Here is a 22,423-nt window from a genome sequence, read left to right on the forward strand (position 1 = left end):
TTATTGCCGAATTTTCTGAACAGCAATGGCGCATAAACTAACCAACTTGGTGCAAAAGTGTGATGAAGGTCGATAAAATATTCCCTTTGATGCACAAACAAAAAAGGAGCCCGAAGGCTCCTTTTCTATTCGATGCTGCGATTACATCACACGCATACCAGCTTGTGCACCCTCATGTGGCTCAAGCAGCCACAGATCTTTGCCACCTGGGCCAGCAGCCAGGATCATGCCTTCTGACATGCCGAACTTCATCTTACGCGGTTTCAGGTTAGCGACCACTACCGTGTATTTGCCAACCAGATCTTCTGGGTTGTACGCAGACTTGATACCAGAGAATACCTGACGGGTCTCACCACCAATATCTAGCTGGAATTTCAGCAGTTTGTCAGCTTTTGGCACAGATTCACAAGAAATGATCTTCGCGATACGTAGATCGACTTTTGCAAAGTCACCGAATTCGATTTCATCCGCAATAGGCTCTTCGTCCAAAGGACCTTTGGCTTTTTCAGCCACCGCTTTCTCTGCTGCTGCATCTTCTTTAGATGCTTCAACCATCTCTTCAACTTTCTTCGGATCGATACGACTGAACAGTGCTTTAAATGCTTCAACTTTGTGAGCAGTCAGCGGTGTCGCGATACCATCCCAACTCAGGGTTTCGTTCAGGAAGGCTTCCGAACGCTCTGCCAGTTCTGGCATCACTGGCTTTAGGTAAGTCATCAGTACACGGAACAGGTTGATACCCATGGTACAGATTGCTTGAAGCTCAGCGTCTTTGCCTTCTTCTTTGGCGACGACCCAAGGTGCTTTCTCGTCAACGTATTGGTTTGCTTTGTCAGCCAGCGCCATAATTTCACGGATGGCACGGCTGAACTCGCGGTTTTCAAACAGTTCGCCAATACGGCTAGCTGCAGAAGTAAACTCTTCATAAAGCGCTGGTTCTGCGCATTCTGCAGACAGCATGCCGTCGAAGCGTTTCGCAATGAAACCTGCGTTACGAGATGCAAGGTTAACCACTTTGTTTACGATGTCAGAGTTAACACGCTGAACGAAATCTTCCAGATTCAGGTCAAGGTCATCGATGCGGTTATTCAGTTTGGCTGCGTAGTAGTAGCGCAGGCATTCTGGGTCAAGATGCTTCAGGTAAGTGCTCGCCTTAATGAAGGTACCTTTCGACTTCGACATCTTCGCGCCGTTAACGGTTACATAGCCGTGAACGAATACGTTGTTTGGTTTACGGAAGCCCGCGCCTTCCAGCATGGCTGGCCAGAACAGGCTGTGGAAATAAACGATGTCCTTACCGATGAAATGGTAAAGCTCGGCTTCGCTGTCTTTGTTCCAGTATTCGTCGAAATCGACATTGCCATTCTTATTACAGAAGTTCTTGAATGAACCCATGTATCCGATTGGCGCGTCCAGCCATACGTAGAAGTATTTGCCTGGTTCACCCGGGATTTCAAAACCGAAGTAAGGAGCGTCACGAGAAATGTCCCACTGCTGCAGGCCAGATTCGAACCACTCGTTCATCTTGTTCGCCATTTCTTCCTGCAGCGCACCAGACTTGGTCCATGCTTTCAGCATGTCTTCAAACTGTGGCAGGTCAAAGAAGAAGTGAACAGAATCTTTCAGTACTGGGGTTGCGCCACTCACTGCTGATTTAGGATTAATCAATTCAGTTGGGCTGTAGGTTTCACCACAGTTATCGCAGTTATCACCATACTGATCTTCAGACTTACATTTCGGGCAAGTGCCTTTAACGAAACGGTCTGGCAGGAACATTTCTTTCTCAGGGTCAAACAGCTGAGAAATCGTACGGCTATTGATGTAGCCCTTGTTCTTCAGTTGGGTGTAGATATAAGACGCCAGTTCTCGGTTTTCTTCGCTGTGCGTGCTGTGGTAGTTGTCAAAGCTGATGTCAAAGCCCGCGAAGTCTGCTTCGTGTTCTTTCTGCATTTCAGCGATCATGGCTTCAGGCTCAATACCCAATTGCTGAGCTTTCAGCATGATTGGCGTACCGTGTGCGTCGTCTGCACAGATAAAGTTTACAGTGTTGCCACGCAGGCGCTGATAACGCACCCATACGTCTGCCTGAATATGCTCGAGCATATGACCCAAATGGATAGAGCCATTCGCGTAAGGCAGGGCACAGGTAACCAGAATTTTACGTTGGTTTGCAGCCATAATTTAGATAGTTCGCTTTTGACAATTGAATCGAATGAATGGCGCAAATCTTACCTGATCAGGCCCAGAAAACATAGGGTCTGTTAACGTTTGAAGCGCTTGAGATAAGGCGAAAGTTGTCATCAGCGACAGTATCGAATAACCCTTCTGCCTAAAGGGTGTGAAATCGTAAAAAATTCATTAGGCTAGTAGAATCATTACTGAAGAGTGCATGTCCTATGTTTTTCGGCCGCAATAAGAATTCACAACCTGACTTAGATACCGTGAAAACGTTCCTTAATCAATTTACCCACACTTCGCTCGTCGAAGGCTGGGCAGATAGACAAGGCATGGTGACTCAAGCAAAAAACGGTGAGTTAAAAGTCTCGCTTCCCTTTGCCGCATCTTCTTTGATTGAAGTATTAAAAGACTGGATTGAAACGCAGAAAACAGCGGGTGAGCATGTGCCTGCGCTAGTCATCGAGCAGAAAGTTACGCCACTCAAAGCGGGCGAAAAACCGCTTATTAAAGGGGTAAAGAATATTGTTGTTGTGAGTTCTGCAAAAGGCGGCGTAGGTAAATCGACAACATCAGTGAACCTTGCGCTAGCCCTTCGTGCTCAAGGAGCCAAAGTCGGTATTCTTGATGCAGACATCTATGGTCCCTCGCTGCCAATCATGCTGGGTACTAAGGGCAAACAGCCGACGACATTGGATGGCAAAACCATGGAGCCAGTTGAAGCGCATGGCCTTTTCAGCAATTCCATTGGTTATTTAGTGCCGGATGAGAATGCCATGGTTTGGCGAGGCCCAATGGCATCAAAAGCCTTCGCACAACTGGTGAATGAAACGCATTGGCCGGATGTGGATTATCTGGTGGTAGATATGCCACCGGGCACTGGTGATATTCAGTTGAGTCTGGCGCAGCAGTTTCCTGTCACGGCTGCAGTTGTGGTGACCACGCCTCAAGATCTCGCTTTAGCTGATGCGATCAAAGGTGTGGCGATGTTTGAGAAGGTCGCGGTTCCAGTGCTCGGGGTGGTAGAGAACATGAGCTACCATATCTGCAGTCAGTGTGGTCACCATGAGCCAATTTTCGGTCAGGGTGGAGCTGCCAAGATGGCGACGGAACACGGTTTGTCACTGCTCGCTCAAGTGCCGCTTCATATCAGTATTCGTGAGGACATTGACGCCGGCGCTCCGACTGTTGCTAGTCAACCTGAAAGCGAACATTCAGCGGTGTATCTGGCACTGGCGGAAAAAGTCGCGAGTCAGTTGTTCTGGCGCGGAGAGCCTGTGGCAGAACAAATATCAATCACCACGCTTGGTGAGTAGCAAGTGAGTCGCTGACAAGTTTCATATTGAGAGCGAGAATTGCCGCGCAAATCGTATGCATAATGATGAAACAGTATACATCTTGCTTTTAATTGAGACTTTTATCACATATTTAGATGGCATGAGGGAGGCCAACTCCCTATAATCACGCGGTTTATTTATCGCCAATTCTCCGGGTATTCATTTATGAGTGACAACAACCAATGTGTCATTATCGGTATTGCAGGCGCATCTGCATCCGGTAAAAGTCTGATCGCTAGTACTATTTATCAAGAACTAAAAGAGAAAGTTGGCGATCATCAGATCGGTGTTATCACGGAAGACCGCTACTATCGCGACCAAAGCCACCTCAGCATGGAAGAGCGTGTAAAGACCAACTATGACCATCCTCAGGCGCTTGACCACGATTTGCTGTGCAAGCACCTTCAAGACCTGACAGAAGGCAAAGCGGTTGAAGTCCCACAGTACAGCTACGCTGAACATACCCGCATGGACGAAACCACCACTCTGACACCGAAGAAGGTGATCATTCTGGAAGGTATTCTTCTGCTGACTGACCCACGCCTTCGTGACCTGATGCATGCGAGCATCTTTATGGATACCCCACTGGACATTTGTCTGCTTCGTCGTGTGAAGCGTGATGTTGCAGAACGCGGCCGTACTATGGAGTCTGTACTTCAACAGTACCAGCAAACTGTGCGCCCGATGTTCATGCAATTTATCGAGCCATCGAAGCAATACGCGGACATCATCGTACCGCGTGGCGGTAAGAACCGAATAGCGATTGATGTGCTGAAGGCACATATCGCCAAATTGCTGAAAGCATAAAAGAAAAGCCGGTTAAAACCGGCTTTTTTTATACCTGAAGTTAGTTAAGAATAAACAAACTTCATTTTTCGAGGGAACGCGCGATGAGATTGAGTGACAAACACATCAGGGAATACCTGGATGATGGCAAGATCATCATTGAACCGAGGCCAGCGGATGAAGCCATCTCAGGTGTCACGGCAGATGTGACCTTAGGGAACAAGTTTCGTGTCTTTAGTGAACATGGCGCACCGTTTATTGATTTATCCGGCCCACGCGAGGAAGTGTCTGCGCAGCTAGATAAAGTGATGAGCGATGAAATAGAGATTGCTGACGGTGACGCATTCTTTCTCCATCCTGGACAGTTGGCGCTGGCTGTCACTCAGGAAGTGGTGACCTTACCCGATGATATTGTGGGCTGGTTAGATGGACGCTCTTCACTGGCAAGGCTTGGTTTGATGGTCCATGTCACGGCTCATCGTATTGACCCGGGTTGGCAAGGCAAGATTGTGCTGGAGTTCTATAACAGTGGCAGATTGCCGCTCGCGCTTCGTCCAGGCATGCCAATCGGTGCTTTAAGCTTCGAAACCATGAGCAGCCCAGCGGAACGTCCATATCACAAGCGGCAAAATGCCAAATATAAAAATCAACAGGGAGCGGTTGCCTCAAAGATTGATGAGGATTAGTTGAACACTGGCGCATGGAAAATGGCTGAAATTGTTGGATTTAATGCAGAAATTTTCTTCGTGTTTCGATACTCTCGACCGCATCTCAACAGGAAATGTACATCATCATGAAAAAGCTTCTCTACATACTACTTGGACTGGTGCTGCTGGTGGTGGTGGCCATTGGTGCCATCGTTGCATTCATCAACCCCAACGACTTCAAGCCCCTGATCACTGATGAAGTGAAAAAAGCAACGGGGCGTGAGCTGGTTATTGATGGAGACATCAGCTGGCGATTTTGGCCAAGTCTGGGTCTGTCGGTTGAACAACTGGCGTTTCAGAACCCGGAAGGCTTTGCAGAGCCGGACATGCTCAAACTGAGTAAGGCTGAGCTGTCTGTGGCTGTCATGCCGCTACTTTCTGACACGCTGGATATCGGCCTTGTTAGTTTGCACGGTGCGCATGTGTTTATCCAAACCCTGCCAAACGGTGTCAGTAACCTTGATGGTCTGACCGGTGAAACTGGGGCTGAAAGTACTACTGCCGGCGAAGCCGAGCCTGCACTTGAATCTAGCGCACCAGCCAGCGAACCAGCAACGGCATGGACTATTTCAATTGGTGGTCTTGAGCTTCTGGATGCCAGCGCCACAGTGCGTGACGATAAAGCTCACACTAACAGTGAAATCAGCAAACTGAACCTGACCATTGGTAAACTGGAAACCGGTGTTTGGGTGCCGATTGAATTTGATGTGGAAGGTAAACAAAATGCGCTGATGTTTTCTGCCAAAGGTGATGCAGAAGCCATGATCGACAAAGAGATCATGATGTCTCAACTGCGCACATTATCACTTGAAGCAAGTGCCAACGATGCAGCAACTCAACTGGAAACCTTTACGTTGAAAGCAGACCGTCTTGGCCTCGCCATTCCTATGGTGTTTGATTTTGCCGCCAAAGGTAAAGCTTCGGACATGTCGTTTGATGCTACAGGCAAAACCACAGTTGAAGTCGACGAAGCCATCACCTTGATCACCGCAAAAGCGCTGGAACTGAATACGACAGTCGCAGGCAAGTCATTGCCTCGCCCTGAGATGAAAATCAGTATGGCTGGCGATGTGGCTTTTGATAACAAGGCACAGAAACTGTCACTTGAAAACCTGAAAGCGGCAGTAGACGAGCTGAACCTTGATGGTAAAGCGTCGGTTGCACTCGCCGATATTCCAGCCATTCGATTTGATGTTCACAGCCCGAAAATCAATCTGGATACGTTCCCAGGCGGCAATACAGCTGCAGCAGAAGATAAACCAGCAGCATCGGGTGGCTCGCAAGGCGGCGCAGCAGAAAAGCCTGCTGATAAGAAACCGCTGAGCGATGTTGAACCTGACCTTTCGGCTCTGAAAGGATTGGATATCGCAGGTAAGATCACAATCGATGATTTCGTTGCCAGCAACGTGCAGGTAACAGATGTGATTGCAAACTTTGCGGTTAATCGTGGCAAGGTTGATGTCAAACAGTTCGATGCCAAGTTATACGACGGGACAATCAACGTAGAAGGCAAGCTTGATGCGACCACTTCTCCTGCCCGCTATCAGGTGAAAAAAGACATCAAGAACGTCAATGTCCTTCCACTTATGCAAGCTGCAGCAAATCAGGATATGTTGGCAGGTATAGGCAGCATCGATGCAAACGTGAGTGGTGTTGGCCTGTCGGAAAAACGTCTGCGAACTGGCATAACGGGCACTGTGGCGATCAATTTTGCTGATGGTGCAATTAACGGCATCAACATTCCGGAGATGATCCGCGAAGCGAAAGCAACACTCAAAGGTCAACGTGCTGAGTATGTTGAAGAAACCCGTAAAACGGACTTTAGTGCGCTGACAGCAACGTTCAATCTTGGCAAAGGCATCGCTTCTACCCGCAACATGAAGATGGAAGCGCCAGCACTGCGTGTTCGTAGTGAAGGTCAAACCAATCTGGTGAAAGAAGACCTCGACTTCGAAGTGTTTGTCTCTGTGGTGGGTACCAGTAAAGGGCAGGGCGGCAAAGACATTGATGAACTCAAAGATGTCACCATTCCAGTGAAAATCGGCGGTACTTGGACAGCACCAAGTTACAACCTGGATGTGAAATCCCTGCTGACCAGTAACAAAGTACTGGAAGAGAAAGCGCGAAAAGAAGCAGAGCGTGGTTTGAAAAAACTACTGGGTGACAAAGCCGAAGATGACAAAGTGAAAGAGGCAGCTGACAAACTGCTCAAAGGTTTGTTCAACTAAACCGCCACCTCGACCCCAACCTGAAAGCCGCATTCTGCGGCTTTCTTTTTATCTATTTCACCAAATACTTAAGTTCAATATCCGTTGCTATACTCGATAAGTACTTGTCTCTAAAACAAGAACTTCCGTTTGGAATGGAGCATCCAATGAGAAAATACCTGCCACTGTTCTTCTTGCTGGCGATAGCACAGAACGCTTGGGCGAAAGATTCGTTCAATGTTTGCTGGAGCCATTATGTGGGGTGGGAACCATGGGCATACATTGAGGCAAGTGGTGCGATGGCGCGATGGGGAGACAAGTATGGCATTGAGGTTAACATCAAAAGAGTCGACGATTATGTGGACTCTCTGGAGCGTTTTTCTTCCGGTGAATTTGATGCCTGTACCATGACGCAAATGGACGCGCTGGCATTTCCGGCGACTAAGGGTGTGGATACATCCGTGCTGATTATTGGTGATTACAGCAATGGAAATGATGGCATTTTGAGCCGCGATGCTGGCAGTGTCATTGACTTGAAAGGGCAGGATATCTTGCTGGTGCAGTATTCCGTTTCACATTACTTGTTAGCACGGGCTTTGAAGAGAGCTGGTCTGAGTGAAGCGGACGTCAATTTGGTGAGTGTTTCTGACGCCGAGATACTTGATGTTTTCCGATCAGGAAAAGCACCCACTCTGGTAACCTGGAACCCTATCCTTAAAAAGGCACAGACAGAAACCAAAGCTAAACTGATATTCGACTCCTCTGAGCTTCAAGGCGAAATTCTGGATTTGATGGTAACCAGAACGGATACAGATGAAAGGCTAAAAAGAGCGTTGACAGGTGCTTGGTACGAAACCATGGAGCGTCTCAGAAACGAAGACATGTCAGTGGTTTCATCCATGGCAGAAAGTGCGGGAGCTTCAAGGGTTTCTATTCTTCAACAACTCGCCTCGACGAAAATGCTGTACAGCCCGAGAAGAGGTGTCAAAGTCGCTAACAGTAAATCGACGCTGAATGCCATGGACAGGGTGCGACAGTTTTGCTTTGAGCACGGACTTCTTGGCGATATCACCAATCTTGATGACATTGGTATCTCGTTCCCTGATGGCTCAGTGCTGGGGGATTCGAAGAACATCAGATTCCGAATAGACAGCCGTTACATGCAGATGGCAGCGGAAAACCGACTTTAAAAAGGCAGACTTCCGGGCCTGCCTCATTTCTATCTTGTTAAGCTCTCGCTTTCTTCAAAGACTTTTCCCGTTTGAGGATATCCTGCAAAGCTGCCAATAAATCAACAGCGGATAAAATGCCTACCAAGTTTTCTGTTTTATCAAGAACAGGCAGAGCACCGACGTTATGGTCGAGCACTTTTTGGTTGGCTTTGGATAAGGTTTCGTAGGTGTGGCAGGTGATCACATCCGTTACCATCACGTCACCCACATTTAAATCATCTGAGAGCAGATAAGGGTGCTCGATGTCAGGGGCTTCATCGGCCCAGTTTGGCCTGCGAAGTTGTCGGTCGCTAATAATCCCGACCAGTTCGTCGTTTTCCACCACAGGAAGATGGCGAATGTCTTTATCCCTCATCAGGAAATACGCCTCGCGTACTCCCATATCTGGGCTGATGGTAACCAGTTTACGCGTCATGTAATCGGAAACTTTTCCTGGCATCGTATCGACCTTCCTCATTGTTTGGATTGACTCCTTTAAACCTACAAAAAGTAAGGACGTAATGTTGGGAGGCATCGCCCAGAAATCCAGTAGGAACAGATCTGCGCCAACACAGTTATTCGTTTCAATTTATGTATACCCAGTCAGAATGTGCGCTAAAATCAGCCACCTGAACAAGAAAAAATAAAATAGGAAAACCAAGGTTCATGGACTCTATTTCTCAGGCAGCCCTCGGCGCTGCAGTTGCCGGTCTGGTTGCCGGTAAGCGATGCTCTCCAAAAGTACTTCTTGCCGGTGCCGCGCTAGGCACCGTGCCCGATTTAGATGTGGTATTGGATTACGGTGACCCGATTTCCAATATGATTAAACACCGTGGGTTTAGTCATTCCCTGTTTGTTCTGTTCCCGTTTGCTGCCGTATTAGCGGTTTTCTGGAAGCGGTTTTTCGCCAAAGAATGGCCGCTATGGCAACTCTGGGCCTTGTTTACCGCGGTGCTGGTAACGCATCCGATTCTGGATTCTTTCACGACGTACGGCACACAGCTGCTCTGGCCATTGGATACGCCACCAGTAGCAATCTCCAGTGTCTTTATCATTGACCCGCTTTATACCATTCCGCTGCTCATTCCGGTTTTGGCAGCGTTTATTTGGCGTAGCCGTGCCGCCAAACTCTGTGGCGTGGGGCTGGCGATTTCTACGCTTTATCTCGCCTGGTCGCTCGTTGCGATCGGCGTAGTGAAAGATCGGGTCGAAGAAAACGTCGCGGGCACGCACCTTGAAGGACAACCCGTGTTTATTGGACCGACGCCTTTCAACACCGTACTTTGGCGCGTGGTCGTGCTGGATGACAACAAATACTGGGAAGGCCTGACATCGTTGCTGGACGAAGATCCAACCATTGACTGGATGCCGATGGTGCGAGGAGATTGGACATTTCCGAGCAAGCCGGAACTACTGACCGATTTTGAAAACTTCACCCGTGGCTTTGTGCGTTACGAGCAAGATGGTGACGCATTAACGGCGACGGATTTGCGTCTTGGTATGGCCATGTATCACCCGTTTAGCTTTGTAGTGGCTGAGCAGGGAGAAAATCAGGTTTGGCAATTGGTGCCGCCAGTACAATTGGATCCAGGCCCGGTGCTCCCAAGGCAAATCCCTGCACTATGGATGCGTCTCCTTGGCTGGCAAAGTATTGATGCCATGCTGTGTAATGAGCATGATTGCTTTCGTGACGACTTATCATCCAACTAATAGTGATACCAATCGTAGTAAATATCTGCTCATCCTAGGGGCTGTTGACCTTTGGTGGTGAAATTTTGTTCTAGCGCTAAGCGTTTTAGGCGCGGCGAGGTGTGTGCCGCCTAGCATTCTAAGCAAACACACCTCAACAAAGCATAAAACGCTTAGAGCAGAACCCTTCGGGCAGCGTTTGTGGGGAATTTTTGCTGCGTTATCGGCTTCTCATGTAGGCTAGCTACACATCAAAGCCTCTGCCTTGCATAAAATCCCCACAAACTGCTGCAAAAATCATCACCAAAGGTCAACAGCCCCTGGCCAGTTAAAATGCTCGATAACTGCGTTGAAAAGTTTGATTGTAGAATAACTACTTATCGAAATTTCCGCCTTGTTCTCGAGCATTTTTTCTGCGCTATTTCTGATCATCTACTTACTGTGATTGGTATGAAAAGCCCAGCAATGCTGGGCTTTCTTCTATCTAGTGTCGCGGAAGGGGCTAATTACCAATCAATGCCTTTGCGTACCTTGATACCAGAATCAAAAGCATGCTTCACATTGCGAACTTCAGAGACGGTATCTGCCATCTCAGTCAGTGTGCGGTGAGCAGCGCGGCCAGTGATAATCACTGACTGCTCGCTCGGACGGTTTTCAAGCGCTTCTACCACTTCATCCAGCTCGATGTAGCCGTAAGTTACCATGTAGGTCATTTCGTCCAGCAATACGACGTCGTAACTTGGGTCAGCCAGCATGCGCTTACATTCCTGCCATACTTCTTGTGCGGCTTGGGTGTCAGCTGCTTTATCTTGTGTGTCCCAGGTAAATCCTGTCGCCATAACATGGAATTCAACACCACATTTTTCCAGCAAATTGCGCTCGCCACATTCCCAAGTGCCTTTGATGAATTGGGCCACACCGCACTTCTGGCCGTGACCTGTTGCACGAGTGACCATGCCAAATCCTGAGGTCGATTTCCCTTTGCCGTTGCCGGTAATCACCAACAGCAAACCTTTCTCAATCTGTGCAGCGGCCACACGCTCGTCGACTTGTTCTTTGACTTTTTGTTGTCGGGCTTTATAGCGCTCATCGCTCATGAGATTTTCTTCCTTTCAAAGTAATTAGGCCGAAGCAGTATGGGTGGTCAGCTAAGTTGGATCACAACATACCAAAACCCACCTATTTTGGAAGAGTGTAAATCTGAGTAAATCGCTCTGGTATTGGCGTTCGTACGGAAATTAGTCAACTACACTCAATCAGAATAAAACCACGAAGGATAAAAGATGAAAAAATTAGGATGGCTAGTGATGGCCCTGCCTTTAAGCGCGATGGCAGGCGAAGTGGTCGATTACAGTTCCAATGGTATGGCTTTAGAAGGGTATTACGCTGCTGCCGAGGGAGACGCCAAGGGGGCGGTGATTTTAATCCATGATTGGGATGGACTGACTGGCTATGAGCAAAAGCGCGTGGATATGCTGTCTTCTATGGGCTACAACACCTTTGCGGTGGATCTGTATGGCAAAGGCAATCGCCCGATAGATACCAATGCCAAGAAAGCGGAAGTCGGCAAGCTTTATAAAGACAGAGAAAAAATGCGAACCTTGATTCTCGCTGGCCTCGATAAAGCGCGAGAAATGGGTGTAGAGGACGTGGTGGTTGCTGGATATTGCTTTGGCGGCGCAGCAACGCTGGAGCTGGCACGCTCTGGAAAAGGCTCTGGCATCAATGGTTATGCAACATTCCATGGTGGGTTGTCGACACCTAATGACCAAAGTTACCCTAAAAACACCGCACCGATTTTTGTCTCTCATGGTGGGGCTGACAGCAGCATTCCAATGAGTGATGTGGCAGATCTCTCTGAAGAGCTAGAAGTCGCAGGTATTCCGTATCTGATTGAAGTCTATTCCGGTGCACCCCATGCCTTTACGGTGTTTGAGTCGCCACGCTACCGTGAGGTCGCGGACAAACGCTCTTGGGCAACCTTCACTGGCTTCCTTGAAGAGAATCTCTAAAAGAGCGCCTTCATACATCTGTCTCACTTACTTTGCTCTCCGTTCCTTGATTCGTTACAGTGTCCGTAATGAACAGGGAATGGAGTGCCAATGTCCGCTAACAAACCGAAAATTCTCGTTGTCTGTATGGGCAATATTTGTCGTTCGCCTACCGGAGAAGCAATACTCCGTGCCAAAGCCAAGGCACGCGGTTTGGATGTTGAAATTGATTCTGCAGGTACCATCGGGTATCACGCTGGCTCTAAGCCTGATGAAAGGGCCAGGAAAGCTGGAGAAGCCAGAGGCTATGACTTTTCAGGCATTTATTCCCGCCCGGTGGAGGATGGCGACTTTGAAAAGTTCGACATAATTCTGGCGTCAGATAAAGCGAATCTAGCCGATCTTCTGGATCGCTGCCCTGATGAGATGCGTGAGAGAGTGTCCTTGTTCTTAAGTCACGGTAATTCTTCTTTGGCGGAAATTCCTGACCCTTACTATGGCGGCTCTAAAGGCTTTGAACTGGTTCTGGATTTAATCGAAGAAGCCAGTGACAGTGTGCTGGATAAAGTGGTCGTCAAATAAACACATTTCGAGTGTTTCTCTAGCCCGCCCAGCGCGGGCTTTTTCATGTCAAACGGAACAATGTTTGGCAACTTTGCCTGTCATGAAGCAATTTCCCACCTTTATGCTTGTTTAAAATTGATCGCTCTTATAAATTTAAGATCTATAGCTGATAGCTTTTTGTGAGGTAAGGGATTGAAACTTCAGCAGCTTAAATATCTAAAAGCGATAAAGGACAATAATTTAAACGTGTCCGCGGCCTCCCAGTCGCTTTTTACGACCCAGCCAGGCGTCAGTAAACAAGTCGGATTGCTGGAAAAAGAACTGGGCGTGAGGATTTTTGAACGTCGTGGTAAGAACCTCAGCGGTATTACCCCGATCGGTGAACGAATCCTTGAGCAGGTCGAGCGCATGCTGGCGCTGGAGCAAAAAATCAAAGCGCTGGCGAACGAGCATCTGGATCCGAGTGTAGGTACGTTGAATATCTATACCACGCATACCATCGCCCGTTATCTGCTGCCAAACAGCGTGTCTTACTTCACTAAAAAGTATCCGAACATCAACTTCCACTTGCATCCGACACTGCCGTTGCAAACGAAGGGGGTGATCAGTAAGGGGCACTCTGACTTTTCAATCGTTGCCCATGACATTGGTGCCGATAACGATTTGATCCAGTTGCCTGCGTATCTTTGGACCATGGGGCTGGTGGTGCCGGAAGACCATCCGCTGGCGGATGTGCGTAAGCCGACGCTCAAGCAGCTGTCTGAGTACCCGATTTTGAGTTATGAGCCAGGCTCAACGGGTCGTCAGGTTCAGGATGAAGCCTTCAGTAGAGCGGGTATTCACCCCAACTACTTTATGACGGTGATGGATGCGGACGTGATTAAGCGTTATGTCCAGCTTGGGTTCGGTATCGGTATTATCTCTACTTTGGCGGCGCGAGATATCGAAAACACCGGCCTGACTTATATCAACCTCGATCATTTGTTCGAGCCATGTAATGCTTGGATTTGTTTCTCGAAAGACATTTTGCTGCAGAACTACATGTATGACTTCCTGATGTCATTCTCGCCACATTTGACCAAAACGCTGATGGAAAGTGTGCTGATGCAAAACAGCAGCGATAAAGTCGATAAGCTGTTTGAAGGGCTTGAACTCCCTGTTTACTGACCCGGAAAAAGTGAGATGAAAAACGCCAGCTTATTGCTGGCGTTTTGCATTTAATTGGTGGGAGTTTCACTTTCAACATCTGGCGAGGTCCGAATGACCCTGCCTTGATTGTTATTTAGCTCCGGGTGGTCAACCAAAAGATGCTTTCGGATTGCGGGTGGCTCAGGCTCATTTTCCGGATGGTTCTGATGGAAAATGGGGGTTTTCGGTCGATACACATGGTGCGGTCTGCCATCATCCAAAACAGTTTCCGGAATGCGTTTACCTATGATGACTTCAATCGCTGTCATGGCATCGTCCGTTGGGAGCAAGACGGTTTCTGATTCATCAACCGCCACTTCTTCGGCAGCGTTTAATGCAAATGGCGAAGTCGCAATGGCCACACCTACCAACAGGAAAATCGCCAGTTTTTTCATTGCTTGGGCTTCAATGTCTGACATATTTCCTCCTATGCGGGTGTGCCGTCGTTTCTGTCACGTGCAGCAACGAATCCATAGAAGATGTAGCCGAACATGGTGAGGATAGAACCCCAGAACACGGCAGACTGACCACAGGCATACACGCCATAGATGCTGTAAATCACCGCAAACGTCCCGATAACCGCCGCCGTTTTATACTCCTTCTGGCTGACGTTCTGTTTGCGGAGGATGACTTCCAGACCTGTCAAGGACAGGATGTACGGTACCATATTGATAAACACGGCCAGATTAAGCAGCACGTTGAACTGTTTGACCAAATTTGGCGAAATCGTCATCACCGCCAGCAGCAATTCGAGCCCCAGCATGATCAACATACCTTTAATTGGCGCATTATCTTTGTTGACTTCACCGAACACTTTCGGGAACAGACGAATATCCGCTGCGGCTTTCGATACCTGCGCATTGGTAAACTGCCAGCCAAGCAAAGAGCCGATACAGGCAATCACTGCCAGTGCCGTAATGACGCTACCGACAGTCTCGTTAAACATGTAGGTATAAACCAGCCCGAAAGGCGCATCGGATTTGGCCAGTTCTGCGTTCGGGATAATCCCCTGAATCACCGAAGTCGATGTGATGTAAACGATAGCGGTGAAGCTGGTGGCGAGCATGCACGCCAAAGGAACGTTCTTTTCGGGGTTTTCCACGGCCCCCGAATTTGCGCCGGCTGACTCTATCCCCAAAAAAGCCCAGAGGGTTAAAGCGATGCCTGATGACACTGCAGTGATAGTGGTGTCCTGATGGGGATTCCAAGCTTCTGCAAAGACTTCAGGTTTGAACCAGAACCAACCAGCAACAGACAATCCAACTACAGGAATAATGATGCCCCAAACCGTGATGGCTGAGATTTGTCCCGTGATTTTCGGCCCCCAGAAGTTAGCCACCATGGTCACAACCAAAATAGCGACGACAGCGGCAAAAGTGTGGATAGGGGTGGTTTTTATCCAAGGAAAGAAGGGCACTAAATAACCAGCCGCAGAGACTGCAATCGCTACCGCGCTGATCACCAGACAGACGTAATAGGTATACGAAGCAATAAAAAACGATGATTTCCCGTGTGCTTCGTTGGCATAGGCTGACATGCCGCCGTCTTTGTTACAGTACATACCGCACTTGGCGAAGGCGTAGGCAATACACATTGCGCCTAACGCTGTCACTACCCATGAAAGCAGCGAAATTGCCCCGGTTTGAGCAAGACTTGCTGGCAGCATTATGATGCCCGAGCCCATCATGTTTACAGTCACTATGGTGGTTAATCCCACCAGTCCCATTTTATTTTGTTCTGACGCCATACTGATTCTCCACTGCATTATTTGGGCAAGAAATGCAGGTATTCACCTTGCTGCTTACACGTTCGATTGACGATCTCCCGCCGATGCATCGAAGCAAGTGAAAAGGCTTTGCCTGTCGAATTGAAAGTAGAAGTGGAGTAGTGAGGTGTTTGGTTCTTTTACAAGACAAAAGCGCAGTTCGTTCTGGTGAAACTAATTACATATATCTTTGTAAGCCAATAAAAGTAGAGGATTGATCGTGTGCCTTATCGGCAATGCATCAGGTCTCACTTTGGCTTTTTCTTAAAATTTGTCTTTTTTGCGACTTTGTCTATCCAAGGGCTCTTCTATGGTGAATGGGATTAAAACAAAACACTTCTCCTCATTCAGTGTCGGAGCTTGGCTATGAAGACCTACGGAAAGAAATTTAACGTTCTTATCTTGGAAGAAGCCCATAAAGAAGGTGTAGTAGGGCATGCAATTGAAAGACTGATTGCTGAGCTGGAAAACAGCGGTGCAAGAGTTATGGTAGCAACAAGCTTTGATGATTGTTATTCGGTGATTTTCTCGAATACTGCGCTTGATTGTCTGATGCTAACATCAGCCATGAGCGGCTCCCAAAGTGAAGAAAATGAGCGCTTTTATGTGTTGATTGAAAAGCTCAATCGTCGTCAGCAAAATGTCCCTGTATTCCTGTTGGCAGAGCGCAAGAAAATTACTCTTCACGTTACCCGTGAGATGATGGAAAAAGTCGACGAGTTCGCCTGGATTCTGGAAGACACACCAGACTTTATTGCTGGCCGCGCCGTCGCCGCAATGAACCGTTACCGTAAGCAGCTACTGCCTCCACTTATGTCCGCATTGATGAGGTACGACGATATTCATGAGTATTCGTGGGCAGCACCGGGTCATCAAGGTGGTGTGGGCTTTACCAAAACCCCTGCAGGACAACGCTTCTATAACTACTACGGTGAGGGACTGTTCCGCACCGACATGGGGATCGAACGCGGCAGCTTAGGTTCATTGCTTGACCACACAGGCTACTTTGGTGACAGTGAGCGCTATGCAGCCAAGGTATTTGGCGCTGACCAATCCTACTCTCTGGTGACGGGCACATCAGGCTCCAACCGCACCATTATGTCTGCCTGTATGAATGAGAATGATCTGGTGATTTGTGACCGCAACTGTCACAAGTCGATTGAGCAGGGGTTGATGCTCTCCGGCGCGCGGCCTGTTTACCTGCTGCCAACACGCAATCGCTATGGCATTATCGGCCCCATCTATCCTGATCAGCTCTCCAAGCAAGTGCTCGATCAGCGTGCGAAAGATTACTCACTCACCAAAGATTACGCTGACCAACGTGCCGTTTATGCTGTGCTGACAAACTGTACCTACGACGGTCTTTGTTATAACGCTGAAAGGGCGCAGGATATTCTGGCCGAGAGCAGTGACCGTATTCATTTCGATGAAGCTTGGTACGGATATGCACGCTTTAACGCGATTTATGACAAACACTACGCGATGCGTGGCGAGCCAACCGAAGATCCGGATGCGCCAACTGTGTTTGCGACTCACTCTACCCACAAACTGCTGAATGCCTTGTCCCAAGCGTCTTGGCTGCACGTGAGAAACGGTAAAGGCGCTATCAGCTTTGAGCGCTTCAATCAGGCGTACATGATGCATGCGACCACTTCTCCGCTGTATGCGATCTGCGCATCGAACGATATCGCTGTGTCTCAGATGGCGGGTAACCGAGGTCATTCGTTGACGCTGGAAGTGATTCGCGAAGCGGTAGATTTTCGTCAGGCGATGGGGCGGCTGAATCGTGAATACACAGAAAATGGTGATTGGTTCTTCACACCATGGAATGCGGACACCGTCAAAGACCCACAAACCGGGGAAACGTACGCCTTCGAAGATGCGCCAGCGGACCTGCTATGCGAGAGTCAGGATGCCTGGGTGATGCACCCAGGTGATAATTGGCATGGCTTCAAAGACATGCCTGCAGACTGGTGTATGCTCGATCCAATCAAGGTCAGTATTCTCGCGCCAGGTATGGGCGATGATGGCAAACTGCTTGATAAAGGTGTGCCAGCCGCACTGGTTACACTCTACCTCGGACGCTTCGGTATAGTGCCAACGCGTACCACGGATTTTCAGGTGATGTTCCTCTTCTCCATGGGTATCACTAAAGGTAAGTGGGCGACACTGGTCAATACGCTGATGGGCTTCAAGCGCCACTACGACAACAACACACCGCTGGTGGATTCATTGCCTGACTTGGTATCAGATTTCCCTGATGTCTATGGTGACATGGGGCTAAAGGATTTGGGCGATAAGATTTTCAGTTACCTGAAACTGCACAATCCGGGTGAAGTATTGAATGCAGCTTATGAAACGCTACCAGAAGCCGTGATGACACCACGCGCTGCCTATCAGGCGATCGTGGCTGATAACGTGGAAATGGTGCCTTCGCATCAACTCGTTGGGCGTGTTGCCGCCAATGCGGTTATCCCATATCCACCGGGCATTCCGATGTTAATGTCCGGAGAGAGCTTCGGCGACGAGAACAGTCCGCAAATCAAATACCTCAAGAGCCTAGAGGTGTGGGATGAAGAATTCCCGGGCTTTGAAAAAGAAACCGAGGGGACAGAAATGCATGATGGTATCTATCATGTAATGTGCGTTAAGAACGTTTAACTGTTTCTGCCGATCAATACGAAAAAGGCCTGATAGTGCATCAGGCCTTTGGTTTATTTAGGGGGAGTCAAGCTTAGTGGCAGGCGATATGGATAAAAATCTGCGCACCGACCAACAGGAAGTCGTCATCCACGTAGTAAGGGTTTGAGTGCAGGTAATTACAGATGCCTGCCTCTTTGTTACCACTACCGAGGAAGAACATCGCGCCTTTGCGATCTTCTGCTGCATTCACCATCAGGCTGAAATCTTCAGAACCTGTCATTGGATTGCCATTTGGATCCAGACGGTCTGTAGGCACGATAGCGCGCGCTGCTTCCACCACGCGCTGGTATGCGTCTGGGTGGTTGATGACTGCTGGGTAGCCTTCGCAAACCATGGTGGTTTTGAAGCCACGGATTTCACTTTCTTTTACGAAAGTTTCGAAGCTGTCTTTCAGGATCTGGTCAGTTTCAGCGTCCATTGCGCGGATAGTACCGCGAGCCTGTGCGTAGTCAGGCACAGCGTTAGGAATGCTGCCGCCATTGAACATACCGCAACCGAAGACTGCAGGGCTGAACGGGTTAGTGCGCTTGGCGACCACGTAGTCCATGTCCATGATGATGCGGCTGGCCTCGCGAATCGCATCCAGACCTTTCTGCGGGGTTGAACCGTGGGCAGAAACGCCGTGTACGTCCAATGTCCACGCAGAGCCATAAGAAGACATGATGCCGTTGTTGATTTTCACAAAGCCGTATTCCAGTGCAGCATCGTTGTGCAGTGCATACACTTCCGCGACACCTTTCATACAACCCAGCTCAACCATTTTGCTTGCGCCCGGAACACGCATGTCTTCTTCCGCCATTTGGAAGATGAAGCGCACGTTGTGTTTCAGCTCGGCTTGGTTTGCGGCAAGGTATTTCGCTGTGGTCAGGATGATCGCCATGTGGGTATCGTGACCACAGTTGTGTGAGCGGCCTTCATGCGTCGAACGGTATTCGTTGTCCGTCATGTCGTCCATTTCCAGTGCGTCCATGTCCGCACGGAAGCCAACACGTTTCCACTCAGGATTCACGGTCAGATCAGCGATGAAGCCAGTGAAACCTTCGTAAGTGGTCAGGCTGTAACCCATCTCAGTCATCAGCGCCTGGCAGTAAGCCGTGGTTTTGAATTCTTCACCTGAGATCTCTGGGATCTGGTGCAGGTCACGACGTGTGTTGATGCTGAACTCATGCAGGCCAAGTAGCTTGCTGTCCAGATTGAAGTTTGAGTACTTAGCCGACATTTAGATAATCCCTTTCATTTGGAAGCCGATTTGTGCAATCACAGACGCGCCGAAGAAACAGCTGGTCGCCACAATCAGGAAGATAACGATAACTTTCCAAGACATCTTTTTCAGCTCTTCCATCTGTCCGCCAACGGACAGTCCTGCAAATGCCAGCAGCGGCACACACACAGACAGGAACTGGATCTTACCCACTGATTCCAGGAAGTAAGTGCGAACTGGTGTCTCAGGCAGACAAATCAGAATACCGATAATGGTCGCGTAGGCGAACGTTGGAAGTGAAGAAGGAATGAACTTCTTCGCAACCAGAGAGAGGAACACAATCACAGACATGGCAATGAAACTGTGAACCATCTCAGTTGGCGCAGTACCGTTGGTCAGAAATTGGGTAAAGCCAGCCAGTACAATCGCAAGCGAGACCAGCTTCATGTCATTCATAATCACTTTCATGGCTTATTTACCTTTATTGCAAATTTTGTACATCAGCTCAGCCAATGGCAGGCCAAGGAAAGTCAGCGACAGTGCGCCCAGAACAGATGAAAGCAGATTAGATGCCGCAGCAATACTCAGCACTTGTTGTGCCAGCGCTGGTTCGAGACCTGATACCAGTGCGCCTGATGCTGCGCTTAGCATTGAGCCAGAACCTACGCCTGAACCCGCAGCCAGTGCCAGTGGGTGAAGACCCGTCAGCGGCGCGATACTGCCCAGTACAGAGAACCATAGGGTGCCGATAACAGAACCACACAGGTAGATAGCCAGTACACCAACGTACTCTGGACTGCCAGTGCCGAATTTGCCTTGGATAACAGCGATAGAAGGTTCACGGCTGATCGATGAACATGCGCCGATCGCTTTGCGGTCGAACTTGAATTTCACCGCCAAAGGAATGGCAATCAGGATTGGAAGAAGGTTACCCAACTCTTGGAACAGTAGTGGAACACCGGCATCGATGATCATGTCCAGGTTAGGGATGATCATGCCTGCGTATTGGGTACCCAGCACCAGTAGACAGTAACCGACCATCTTGCCGCAGAAACCTTCTTCTTTCTCAGTGAAGACTTTGCCCCACGCTTTGATCTTGGACTTGGTCCAGTTTACTGACAGCGCCATGCCGAACATCACGGCAAACAGCATTGGCAGGATAGAAATAGTGGCAAATCCCAGATCAATCTTCTTGGTACCGATAACAAACTGGGATAGGAAAATCAGTGCGGATACCGCGATGACACTGGTCATGATGACGCGTGCCTGACCGCTTTTGTTTTCTTCTGTGCTCATAGTTATTCAACAGTAAAAGTGGAAATCGCCGCTGATTATAGGGACGGATGAAAAGCGAAACGTGAACAAGATCAACGGTCGGTATCGGGATCTAGATGAAAACTAAATATGATATTCCCTTACGGAATTAGTGGTTATAGGCCGGTAAAATGCGCTTAGGTTTGGTGTTGTAACTGTTGGTTTTAAGTGTCATTCGGTAACCGGATTAACTGTTCATCTCCGCTTAGGTAACAAGATCGTCAAGCCGCAGATAAAAGAAAACCCGGCGCGAGGGCCGGGTTTAAGTTGGTCAATGTCAGCTGCTACAACAAAGGCGCACAGTTACAGTTGCCGTTTGAGGCACTTTGCTTGCTTTCTTTCTGAGGCTGATACCATTCCTCAAGGCCATCTTGCAGTTGCTTAGCGGCTTGAGCAGGGCTCATTTGGCCTGTCATCACACCCACACTGGTTTCCCAAATCTCAAGCTCGAAGTTTGGCTCTCCACGGGACAGAACCTGTGCTGAGTTACGGATGGTCGAATCACACTGGTCGCGCCAGGAGATCATCTCCTGAGCGATCGGGTCTTTCACATCAAAGAAGTGGTTAGACAGCGAGAAGAAGCCAGAGATTTCGTTGGTCAGAAGCTCTGCGAACTCCGCGGTGGTCATCCATTTCAGGAAGGTCTCCGCTGCTTCTGGGTTTTTAGACTTGGAGTAGATGCCCATACCAAGGTCTGTGTGGTCGCTGAAATAACAAGCATCGCCGCGTTTCTCAACCGGTGGCGGGAATACACCCATGTTGACTTTTCCACGGAAGGTGCCGATATCCCAAGAACCTGCCGGGTAGACTGCCGCTTTACCGTCAGCAAACATTTTGATCGCGTCGTTATAGCCGCGCTGCTCAAAGCCTTCGCCCATGTAGCTTGCCCATTTACCAAGCTCACGGAAGGTATCGCGATATGGTTTGCTGTCGACGCGCTCTTTACCGGTTAGCAGGCCGTCACGGCCATCTTCACCTTTCCAGTAGGTTGGACCAATGTTCTGGAAGCCCATAGTCGCGGCTTCCCATTTGTCCTTGGTGCCCATTGCCAGCGGCAGGTAACCCGCGCGCTTGGCTTTTTCCAGCGCCCAGTAGAAATCGGCTTTGGTCACTGGCTCATTCACGCCGACATCTTTAAAGATGTCTTTGTTGTAAAAGAAGCCATGAATAACAGATGCCATTGGCAAACAGAACGTCTGTGCGCCAGAGTCAGTCTGCCAAGGTGCCAGAGCGAAACTCGGGAAGTTCTCCATCCCTTCCATTTCGGTCACTTCTTTCAAAAGACCGCGCTTGAAAAGACCCAGCGAGCCATCAAAAGGGCGGCAGGCAATCAGGTCACCCGCGGATTCACTTTTAAAGCGAGCTTCCATGTCACCGTTCCACTTGGACGCATCCAGGTCTGGTGGTGAGCGGTATTCCACTTTGATGTTCGGGTAGTGTTTGTTGAACGCTGGGATGATTTTTTCGTTCCACACTGCGTCGTCGCTGCGCCATGAATCAATCACCAGCGTGGTTTGTGCATTCGCCAACGTTGAAGCGGCAAAGGTGAGTGCTGCGATAGGCAGCAGGGCTAACTTCTTCATTC

Annotated in this window: 19 protein-coding genes; 10 read left to right on the forward strand and 9 right to left on the reverse strand. The window is 48.9% G+C overall.

The annotated features are described in order from the left end of the window. Positions 1-141: 141 nt before the first annotated feature. Positions 142-2,178: a methionine--tRNA ligase gene (metG, locus tag GCE9029_RS02350; RefSeq protein ID WP_062660857.1), complete on the reverse strand. Its 2,037-nt coding sequence runs from the start codon at positions 2,176-2,178 to the stop codon at positions 142-144. Between the two features lie 218 nt (positions 2,179-2,396). Here metG and apbC point away from each other — a divergent pair, with 218 nt between their 5' ends. From apbC to GCE9029_RS02375, 5 genes are all read left to right on the forward strand, one after another. Further along, positions 2,397-3,491 carry an iron-sulfur cluster carrier protein ApbC gene (gene apbC, locus GCE9029_RS02355; protein WP_062660858.1) on the forward strand — a complete coding sequence of 365 codons (1,095 nt, stop codon included), beginning with the start codon at positions 2,397-2,399 and terminating at the stop codon, positions 3,489-3,491. A gap of 186 nt (positions 3,492-3,677) precedes the next feature. After that, positions 3,678-4,319 carry a uridine kinase gene (gene udk / locus GCE9029_RS02360; RefSeq protein ID WP_062660859.1) on the forward strand — a complete coding sequence of 214 codons (642 nt, stop codon included), beginning with the start codon at positions 3,678-3,680 and terminating at the stop codon, positions 4,317-4,319. Positions 4,320-4,402: 83 nt separating this feature from the next. Further along, entirely contained in the window at positions 4,403-4,984 is a 582-nt protein-coding gene (dcd, locus tag GCE9029_RS02365) for a dCTP deaminase (RefSeq protein WP_062660860.1), read from the forward strand. Positions 4,985-5,091: 107 nt separating this feature from the next. Continuing rightward, positions 5,092-7,233 carry an AsmA family protein gene (locus tag GCE9029_RS02370; RefSeq protein ID WP_062663098.1) on the forward strand — a complete coding sequence of 714 codons (2,142 nt, stop codon included), beginning with the start codon at positions 5,092-5,094 and terminating at the stop codon, positions 7,231-7,233. A gap of 146 nt (positions 7,234-7,379) precedes the next feature. After that, a complete protein-coding gene (locus tag GCE9029_RS02375; protein WP_062660861.1) occupies positions 7,380-8,402 on the forward strand; it encodes a putative urea ABC transporter substrate-binding protein in 1,023 nt (340 codons plus the stop codon). Positions 8,403-8,439: 37 nt separating this feature from the next. Here GCE9029_RS02375 and GCE9029_RS02380 read toward each other — a convergent pair whose 3' ends face one another. Then, a complete protein-coding gene (locus GCE9029_RS02380) occupies positions 8,440-8,883 on the reverse strand; it encodes a CBS domain-containing protein (RefSeq protein ID WP_062660862.1) in 444 nt (147 codons plus the stop codon). Between the two features lie 206 nt (positions 8,884-9,089). Between GCE9029_RS02380 and GCE9029_RS02385 the strand changes: the two genes are divergently transcribed. Next, entirely contained in the window at positions 9,090-10,133 is a 1,044-nt protein-coding gene (locus tag GCE9029_RS02385) for a metal-dependent hydrolase (RefSeq protein WP_062660863.1), read from the forward strand. 485 nt (positions 10,134-10,618) lie between these two features. Here GCE9029_RS02385 and cobO read toward each other — a convergent pair whose 3' ends face one another. Further along, on the reverse strand, positions 10,619-11,209 hold the full coding sequence (cobO, locus tag GCE9029_RS02390; protein WP_062660864.1) for a cob(I)yrinic acid a,c-diamide adenosyltransferase: 591 nt from the start codon (positions 11,207-11,209) through the stop codon (positions 10,619-10,621). A gap of 186 nt (positions 11,210-11,395) precedes the next feature. On the opposite strand from cobO, the gene GCE9029_RS02395 reads away from it, so the two are divergent. The 3 genes from GCE9029_RS02395 to GCE9029_RS02405 all read left to right on the forward strand — a co-directional run bounded on the left by GCE9029_RS02395 (position 11,396) and on the right by GCE9029_RS02405 (position 13,834). After that, positions 11,396-12,124 carry a dienelactone hydrolase family protein gene (locus GCE9029_RS02395; protein ID WP_062660865.1) on the forward strand — a complete coding sequence of 243 codons (729 nt, stop codon included), beginning with the start codon at positions 11,396-11,398 and terminating at the stop codon, positions 12,122-12,124. 90 nt (positions 12,125-12,214) lie between these two features. After that, complete coding sequence (locus GCE9029_RS02400; protein ID WP_062660866.1) at positions 12,215-12,685, forward strand: low molecular weight protein-tyrosine-phosphatase; 471 nt, start codon at positions 12,215-12,217, stop codon at positions 12,683-12,685. Between the two features lie 174 nt (positions 12,686-12,859). Then, positions 12,860-13,834 carry a LysR substrate-binding domain-containing protein gene (locus GCE9029_RS02405; RefSeq protein ID WP_062660867.1) on the forward strand — a complete coding sequence of 325 codons (975 nt, stop codon included), beginning with the start codon at positions 12,860-12,862 and terminating at the stop codon, positions 13,832-13,834. A 50-nt stretch (positions 13,835-13,884) separates the two neighbouring features. Here GCE9029_RS02405 and GCE9029_RS02410 read toward each other — a convergent pair whose 3' ends face one another. Both GCE9029_RS02410 and potE read right to left on the reverse strand, forming a co-directional pair. Further along, positions 13,885-14,274 carry a hypothetical protein gene (locus GCE9029_RS02410; protein WP_062660868.1) on the reverse strand — a complete coding sequence of 130 codons (390 nt, stop codon included), beginning with the start codon at positions 14,272-14,274 and terminating at the stop codon, positions 13,885-13,887. An 8-nt stretch (positions 14,275-14,282) separates the two neighbouring features. Next, positions 14,283-15,602 carry a putrescine-ornithine antiporter gene (potE, locus tag GCE9029_RS02415; RefSeq protein ID WP_062660869.1) on the reverse strand — a complete coding sequence of 440 codons (1,320 nt, stop codon included), beginning with the start codon at positions 15,600-15,602 and terminating at the stop codon, positions 14,283-14,285. Between the two features lie 384 nt (positions 15,603-15,986). Here potE and adiA point away from each other — a divergent pair, with 384 nt between their 5' ends. Beyond that, positions 15,987-18,281 (forward strand): arginine decarboxylase, encoded by a 2,295-nt coding sequence (adiA, locus tag GCE9029_RS02420; protein ID WP_062660870.1) that lies wholly within the window; start codon positions 15,987-15,989, stop codon positions 18,279-18,281. Positions 18,282-18,354: 73 nt separating this feature from the next. On the opposite strand, the gene GCE9029_RS02425 is transcribed toward adiA, so the two are convergent. From GCE9029_RS02425 to GCE9029_RS02440, 4 genes are all read right to left on the reverse strand, one after another. Then, positions 18,355-19,542, reverse strand: coding sequence for a M20 metallopeptidase family protein (locus tag GCE9029_RS02425; RefSeq protein WP_062660871.1), 1,188 nt, complete (start codon positions 19,540-19,542; stop codon positions 18,355-18,357). Then, positions 19,543-19,992, reverse strand: a complete 450-nt coding sequence (locus GCE9029_RS02430) for a hypothetical protein (RefSeq protein WP_046302963.1) — start codon at positions 19,990-19,992, stop codon at positions 19,543-19,545. Positions 19,993-19,995: 3 nt separating this feature from the next. Further along, the gene (locus tag GCE9029_RS02435) at positions 19,996-20,820 is read right to left on the reverse strand and encodes a DUF3100 domain-containing protein (RefSeq protein ID WP_002539200.1); all 825 of its coding nucleotides are present in this window, start codon (positions 20,818-20,820) and stop codon (positions 19,996-19,998) included. A gap of 302 nt (positions 20,821-21,122) precedes the next feature. After that, the gene (locus GCE9029_RS02440; protein WP_062660872.1) at positions 21,123-22,421 is read right to left on the reverse strand and encodes an ABC transporter substrate-binding protein; all 1,299 of its coding nucleotides are present in this window, start codon (positions 22,419-22,421) and stop codon (positions 21,123-21,125) included. Between the last annotated feature and the right edge of the window lie 2 nt (positions 22,422-22,423).

Origin of the sequence: Grimontia celer (assembly GCF_900055185.1) — a bacterium.
GTDB lineage: Bacteria > Pseudomonadota > Gammaproteobacteria > Enterobacterales > Vibrionaceae > Enterovibrio > Enterovibrio celer.

Excerpts from the sequence above, each read along its gene's own strand:
- cobO (WP_062660864.1), bottom strand. The coding sequence starts at position 11,209 with ATGAGCGATGAGCGCTATAAAGCCCGACAACAAAAAGTCAAAGAACAA.
- dcd (WP_062660860.1), top strand. The coding sequence starts at position 4,403 with ATGAGATTGAGTGACAAACACATCAGGGAATACCTGGATGATGGCAAG.
- udk (WP_062660859.1), top strand. The coding sequence starts at position 3,678 with ATGAGTGACAACAACCAATGTGTCATTATCGGTATTGCAGGCGCATCT.
- apbC (WP_062660858.1), top strand. The coding sequence starts at position 2,397 with ATGTTTTTCGGCCGCAATAAGAATTCACAACCTGACTTAGATACCGTG.
- GCE9029_RS02430 (WP_046302963.1), bottom strand. The coding sequence starts at position 19,992 with ATGAAAGTGATTATGAATGACATGAAGCTGGTCTCGCTTGCGATTGTA.
- potE (WP_062660869.1), bottom strand. The coding sequence starts at position 15,602 with ATGGCGTCAGAACAAAATAAAATGGGACTGGTGGGATTAACCACCATA.
- GCE9029_RS02385 (WP_062660863.1), top strand. The coding sequence starts at position 9,090 with ATGGACTCTATTTCTCAGGCAGCCCTCGGCGCTGCAGTTGCCGGTCTG.
- GCE9029_RS02380 (WP_062660862.1), bottom strand. The coding sequence starts at position 8,883 with ATGCCAGGAAAAGTTTCCGATTACATGACGCGTAAACTGGTTACCATC.
- adiA (WP_062660870.1), top strand. The coding sequence starts at position 15,987 with ATGAAGACCTACGGAAAGAAATTTAACGTTCTTATCTTGGAAGAAGCC.
- GCE9029_RS02425 (WP_062660871.1), bottom strand. The coding sequence starts at position 19,542 with ATGTCGGCTAAGTACTCAAACTTCAATCTGGACAGCAAGCTACTTGGC.
- metG (WP_062660857.1), bottom strand. The coding sequence starts at position 2,178 with ATGGCTGCAAACCAACGTAAAATTCTGGTTACCTGTGCCCTGCCTTAC.
- GCE9029_RS02400 (WP_062660866.1), top strand. The coding sequence starts at position 12,215 with ATGTCCGCTAACAAACCGAAAATTCTCGTTGTCTGTATGGGCAATATT.
- GCE9029_RS02370 (WP_062663098.1), top strand. The coding sequence starts at position 5,092 with ATGAAAAAGCTTCTCTACATACTACTTGGACTGGTGCTGCTGGTGGTG.
- GCE9029_RS02440 (WP_062660872.1), bottom strand. The coding sequence starts at position 22,421 with ATGAAGAAGTTAGCCCTGCTGCCTATCGCAGCACTCACCTTTGCCGCT.
- GCE9029_RS02375 (WP_062660861.1), top strand. The coding sequence starts at position 7,380 with ATGAGAAAATACCTGCCACTGTTCTTCTTGCTGGCGATAGCACAGAAC.
- GCE9029_RS02435 (WP_002539200.1), bottom strand. The coding sequence starts at position 20,820 with ATGAGCACAGAAGAAAACAAAAGCGGTCAGGCACGCGTCATCATGACC.
- GCE9029_RS02395 (WP_062660865.1), top strand. The coding sequence starts at position 11,396 with ATGAAAAAATTAGGATGGCTAGTGATGGCCCTGCCTTTAAGCGCGATG.
- GCE9029_RS02410 (WP_062660868.1), bottom strand. The coding sequence starts at position 14,274 with ATGTCAGACATTGAAGCCCAAGCAATGAAAAAACTGGCGATTTTCCTG.